The following is a 6,040-nucleotide window of genomic DNA, read 5'->3' on the forward strand; positions in this document are numbered from 1 at the left end:
CAGAGGTGTATAAGAGACGGGGAGGGGTAGGCTTGGGACAGGGTTGAATGCTCGTCCTGCGTGGTCGCGTTCATGTAGGCGGACCAGTTGTCGCCGTCCGGGAAGTCGCCCCAGCGCCAGCGGTCGCCGTCCGGCATGTAGTAGGTGTTGTTGTCCCACACGTTGCCGCCGTTGAGCATGCCGGCTTCGTTGTGATCCGCCACGCCGCCCGACTGGCCGTTGCCGTCCTTGGAAACGGTGATGTTGTCGTGGATCTTGTTGTTCGTGGTGGTGTAGGTGCCGAATTCCCCGGCGCCGCGATCCTGCTGGATCATCACGATCCCGTTGGCGCCCTTGACCCCGGTGATGTCGATCTTGTTGCCGTAGGCCTCGACCTTCTGGGAATTCTGGATCTGGATCGAGCCGCCCCACAGCCAGCCTTCGGCCTGCGGCTTGAAGCCGTTCCCGACCAGAACGTTGTTGCGGATGACGGCATCGTAGCTGATCTCGTGCGTGATGCCGCCGCCGCTGTTGCCGACCAGCACGTTGTTCTCGTAGAGCGCGCCGACGTTGTCGATGTCGGTCCACAGGCCGAAGCCCGTGTTGTCGTGCGAGTAGTTGCCGCGGACCACCAGATCGGTGGTGTAGGCGAACTTGGTGCCGCCGCCTTCCCAGAACACGTCGATGCCGGACCAGGCGCCGTTGCGCGCGACCTCGTTGCCTTCGACCAGGATCTTGGCCCCGGCGCCGCCCAGGCCCATCTCGCCGTTGTCGTGGACATAGTTGCCGATGAACTTGCTGCCGTCCTGCGCCGTGGCGCCCACCGCGTAGTTCAGCCGCAGCTCGTTGTCCTGGATGGTCCAGCCTACGTCGCCCTGGATGGCGCCATGCTGCACCGGCGGGGCGTATTTCTCGATGACGAGGTTCTTGATCGTCACGTTGTCGGCGGTGCCGCTGAAGGCGTGGGCCGTCACTCCGGCCTCGACCTTGTGCCCCGCCGGATTGTCGCCGATGTAGATCTTGTCGGCGTTGTAATCGAAGTAGAAGGTTCCCGCCTTCAGCTTCGACAGCGCGTCCACCGGAGTCAGCGGCTTGTCGTCGACATAGACGGTGTCCGGATAGCCGCCACGCATCGCATCGGGGCTGGCCTTGTCCGTTTCGCGGCGCTCACCCTGCTGCGTCTGCCCACCGATCACCCAGCGCCCGGCGCCCTCCTGGGTGAAGCCGGTCAGCAGCTTCGACCCGTTCAGCACGGCGCCCTCGGCCCCGATGAAGGTCTGGTTGTCCTTGGGCGTGATCGACTGGAGACGGTACTCGCCCGGCTGCAACCAGAAGGTCGCGCCGGTGGGAGCACCATTGACGATGGACTGGATGTTGGCGCCGGGTGCTATGACGATCGCACCAGCGGGGGCCGTCAGCGTCTTCGGTCCGTACAGGTTGGCCATATGTCAATGCTCTCTTGAGGTTTTATCTTCAGGTATGAGTTTTTTGGCGTTTTCGCCCTTTGGCATATGCCTGTACTACCAATTCGAGGGAAGCGCTCGGCGAGGCATTTTTGTGAGATTCCCCGGCATCTTTTGCGAAGACTCCAGGAAGGCGCTGTTTTTCAAAAAGGAATCTTCCGCTTATCAAAGAGCGGAAAAGGAAATGGGAATTTTTGCTTGCGTCCTCTTGCAAGCGCGCAAGCGCCGCGTCATCCGCTGGATGACGGCACAAACCGTCTGGGAGATCGGAAACGCGGAGGGATCAGTCGGCGCCGAACTGGCGGTCGATCCACTCGCTCACCGCCGCCGGATCGAAACGCAGGTCGAGCGGAATGCCGGCGATGGCGGCCCGGCAATGTTCGATGAAGGCGCGCTCCGCCCGGTTCATCTTGGCGGCGGGGTTCCACAGCAGGTGGATGTCCACCGGCGCCACCCCCTCCTCCGGCGGCAGCGGCCAGAGCAGCCCGTCGCGCACGTCGCGCTCCGCCACATGGCGGGGCAGCGGCCCGATCCCCAGCCCGACGGAGATCATCCGCCGCACCTCGTCCAGATTCACCGAGGCGCCGACGATCCGGCTCTCGATCCCCTCCTGCGCGCGGAAGACGGCCAGCGGCGACAGCACGCCGCCGATCTGGTCGGAGGTGAAGGAGACGAACCCCTCGCTGCGCAGGTCGCCCAGCGTCAGGCCGGTGCGGCCGAACAGGTGGTGCCGCGGCCCGCAATAGAGGCGGTAGATCTGACGGGCGAACAGCGCGTGCTCGACCAGCGGCGGCGGCTCCCGCATCAGGCAGAGGCCGAGCGACCCGGTCTTCTGCTGGATCGCCATGTGGACGTCGGCGCTCGCCATCACGTCCAGCCGGAAGGTCACCTGCGGGTGGGTGGCGTGGAAGCGCTCCAGCAGGGCGTCGAACAGCAGCGACTGGATCCGGCTGGCCAGCAGGATCCGGATGTGGCCGGAAATCTCCTCGCGGATGTCGCGCATCAGAACGGCGAAGCGGGAGATGTTGCCGTAGATCTCCAGCACCTCGGCGTAGATGATCTCCCCCGCCTCGGTCACCCGGAAACGGCCCTGCCCGCGTTCGATCAGGCTGCGGCCCATCTGGTCCTCCAGCCGCTTCAGGGCCTGGGACACCGCCGGCTGGGTCAGCCCCAGACGCTGCGCCGCGCGGGTCAGCCCCTGCTCCTGCACGATCACCATGAAGGTGCGCAGCAGGTTCCAGTCCAGCTGGTGGCCCAGCCGTTCCAGATCACGCGCCGTCATCGGAGGGAAACCCATCGCCATAAATCCTGCTTATGTCGGCAATGAGGATTATCGATTTGGCGGAGGATGAGAAGCTGAATTGTAATACGCCTGTCGTCAGCGGTCGACCCCCGGCGGCGCCCAACCGGGCAAAACCAGGGTCATAGTCCGAAAGTCGAAATCACCCTGGTTTCTTCGCGGTGATTTGCCGACCCACACGGACGACTGCGCGGCGGAGTGGTAAGAACGGAGTCGTCATGCCCGCATCCGACGAGGGTGGGCGGAGCATTGCAGCTGTGGACCGGGATGCGATCCTGGGCGCGGTCGCGACGCTGCGCGAGGATGGAGTGCGCCTGCTGTCCGATCTGGTCCGGAGTCCCAGCCTGCTGGGGCAGGAAGGCCCGGCGCAGGATCTGATGGAACGGATCTTCCGGGACATGGGCCTGGAGGTGGACCGCTTCGCTATCGACGAGGAGGCGCTGAAGGCCCAGCCCGGCTGGTCGCCCTCGCTGATCTCCTATGAAGGCCGCGAGAACGTCGTCGGCGTCCACAAACCCCGGCGCGCGACCGGCAAGTCGCTGATCCTCAACGGCCACATCGACGTGGTGCCGACCGGGCCGGAGGAGCTGTGGTCCGCCCCGCCCTTCGAGCCGGTGGTCCGCGACGGGCGCCTCTACGGGCGCGGGGCCGGCGACATGAAGGCCGGCATCGCCGCCTACGTCATGGCCTTCAAGGCGCTGCAAAGCCTGGGCGTCCAGCCCGCCGCCCCGGTCTATCTCCAGTCGGTGGTCGAGGAGGAATGCACTGGCAACGGCGCGCTCGCCTGCGTCGCCCGCGGCTACAAGGCCGACGCCGCGGTGATCCCGGAGCCCTTCAACCACACGCTCCAGATCGCCCAGGTCGGCGTGATCCGCTGCGAGCTGGAGGTGACGGGCCGCCCCGCCCATGTGCTGGACACCGGCGCCGGGCTGAACGCCATCGAGGCGGCCTTCCGCGTGCTGAAGCATCTGAAAGCGCTGGAGTCGGCCTGGAACCATCCGGACGGGCGGCATCCGGCTTACGCGCACCATCACCACCCCTACAACCTGAACGTCGGGCACGTCGAGGGCGGCGAATGGGCGTCCTCCGTCCCCACCCGCTGCCGGATGGAGCTGCGCTTCGGCTTCCCGCCCGGCCGGGCCGCCGCCGAGGTCAGCGCCGAGATCGAGCGCGCGGTGGCCGAGGCCTGCCGCGGCGACTCCGACCTCAAGGGGATCGACGCGCGTGTCATCTTCCGCGGCTTCCAGGCCGAGGGCTGCACGCTGGACCCCGATCACCCGATGCTGGAGGCGCTGGACGCCGCCCACCGGTCGATCTTCGGAACCCCGGCGCCGAAGCTGGCCCAGACCTGCACCACCGACGTCCGCAACTTCCTGCTCTATGGCGACACGCCGGCCACCTGCTACGGCCCGGAGGCGGAGCGCATCCACGGCATCGACGAGTCCGTCTCGCTCGACAGCGTGGCGAAGGTGACCGCCGTGCTCGCCCTGTTCATGGCCGACTGGTGCGGCCTTGAATCCATCGATCCATAACGGTCGCGTGACGAGAACCAATCAATAAGGGGGCTTCAGACATGAGCAATCGTTTGCGTCACTTTCGTCAAACCCTGACCGCCGCGGCGCTGGCCGCCGCCTTGGCGGCGCCGCTGGCGCTGACCGTGCCCGGCGTGGCCGCGGCGCAGGAGCGCGGCGGCACGATGAACATCATCGTCCAGCCGGAACCGCCGATCCTGGTGCTGGGCCTCAACCAGCAGGGTCCGACGCAGACGGTCGCCGGCAAGATCTACCAGGGCCTGCTGACCTTCAGCTTCGACCTGAAGCCGCAGCCGGAACTGGCGGAGAGCTGGGAGGTTTCGCCCGACGGCAAGGTCTACACCTTCAAGCTGGTGAAGAACGCCAAGTGGCACGACGGCAAGCCCTTCACCGCCCACGACGTGGTCTTCTCCACCTCCAAGTTCCTGATGGAGACCCACCCGCGCGCCCGCGCCACCTTCTCCAAGTGCGAGAAGATCGAAGCGCTGGACGACTACACCGTCCAGTTCACGCTGAAGGAGCCGTTCGGCCCGTTCCTTCAGGCCTTCGAGGTGTCGTCGGCCCCGATGATGCCGAAGCACATCTATGAAGGCACCGATTTCAAGGCCAACCCGGCCAACGCCACCCCGATCGGCACCGGCCCCTTCAAGTTCAAGGAGTGGAACAAGGGCTCCTACATCCACCTCGTCCGCAACGACGAGTACTGGAAGGCCGGCAAGCCCTATCTGGACGACATCTATTTCCGCGTGATCCCCGACGCCGCCTCGCGCGCCGTCGCCGTGGAGCAGGGCACCGTCCAGCAGACCCAGTTCAACGACATCGAGACCTTCGACGTCCCGCGCCTGAAGGGCCTGCCCAACGTCGAGATGACGACCAAGGGCTACGAGTTCTTCGCGCCGCTGTCCTGGATCGAGATCAACACGCGCAACAAGCCGCTGGACGACAAGCGCTTCCGACAGGCGATGATGCACGCCATCGACCGCAAGTTCATCCGCGACAAGATCTGGTTCGGCCTCGGCCGTCCGGCGACCGGCCCGGTGAACTCGGTCACCCGCTTCCACGAGGCCAACGTCCGGAAGTACGACTTCGACCCGAAGAAGGCCGAGGCACTGCTTGAGGAGGCCGGCTACAAGAAGGGCGCCGACGGCACGCGCGCCAAGGTCCGCCTGCTCGTCATGCCCTACGGCGAGACCTGGACCCGTCTCGGCGAGTATGTGAAGCAGGCGATGAAGCGCGTCGGCGTCGACGTGACGCTGGAGACCACCGACGCCGCCGGCTGGGTCAACCGCGTGTCCAACTGGGACTACGACCTGAGCTTCAACTTCGTCTACCAGTACGGCGACCCGGCGCTCGGCGTGTCGCGCACCTACGTCTCGGAAAACATCCGCAAGGGCGTGATGTTCTCCAACACCATGGGCTATGCCAACCCCGAGGTGGACAAGCTGTTCGCCCAGGCCGCCCAGACCAACAAGGACGATGAGCGCCAGCAGCTCTACTCCGCCGCCCAGAAGATCCTGGTCGAGGACGTGCCGGTGGCCTGGCTGCTGGAGATGGAGTTCCCGACCTTCGTGGACAAGCGCTTCAAGAACGCCGTCACGACCGCCATCGGCGTGAACGAGAGCTACGACAGCGTCTACATGGTCAAGAAGTAAGAAAAGGGAGCGGTTGCCCCCACCCTTCCCACGCTGCGCGTGGGCCCCCTCCCTCCCCCGCCTCCCCGGAGAGGGGGTTTGGGGCGAAGGGGGGGGGGGAAGGGGGCCACGCGG

At 65.9% G+C, this 6,040-nt stretch carries 4 protein-coding genes; 2 read left to right on the forward strand and 2 right to left on the reverse strand.

Features of this window, described 5'->3' with window-relative positions; translation table 11 throughout:
• Positions 1-1,424, reverse strand: a 1,424-nt coding sequence (locus GBZ26_RS26105) for a right-handed parallel beta-helix repeat-containing protein (protein ID WP_174441334.1), incomplete at its 3' end; no start/stop codon positions are given.
• 301 nt (positions 1,425-1,725) lie between these two features.
• The gene (locus tag GBZ26_RS26110) at positions 1,726-2,739 is read right to left on the reverse strand and encodes a LysR family transcriptional regulator (RefSeq protein ID WP_247884914.1); all 1,014 of its coding nucleotides are present in this window, start codon (positions 2,737-2,739) and stop codon (positions 1,726-1,728) included.
• A gap of 221 nt (positions 2,740-2,960) precedes the next feature.
• On the opposite strand from GBZ26_RS26110, the gene GBZ26_RS26115 reads away from it, so the two are divergent.
• Positions 2,961-4,274 carry a M20 family metallopeptidase gene (locus GBZ26_RS26115; RefSeq protein ID WP_211104970.1) on the forward strand — a complete coding sequence of 438 codons (1,314 nt, stop codon included), beginning with the start codon at positions 2,961-2,963 and terminating at the stop codon, positions 4,272-4,274.
• Positions 4,275-4,315: 41 nt separating this feature from the next.
• The gene (locus tag GBZ26_RS26120; protein WP_174441335.1) at positions 4,316-5,926 is read left to right on the forward strand and encodes an ABC transporter substrate-binding protein; all 1,611 of its coding nucleotides are present in this window, start codon (positions 4,316-4,318) and stop codon (positions 5,924-5,926) included.
• Positions 5,927-6,040 lie beyond the last annotated feature (114 nt).

The sequence above is a fragment of the Azospirillum formosense genome, assembly GCF_013340925.1.
Classification (GTDB): Bacteria; Pseudomonadota; Alphaproteobacteria; order Azospirillales; family Azospirillaceae; genus Azospirillum; species Azospirillum formosense.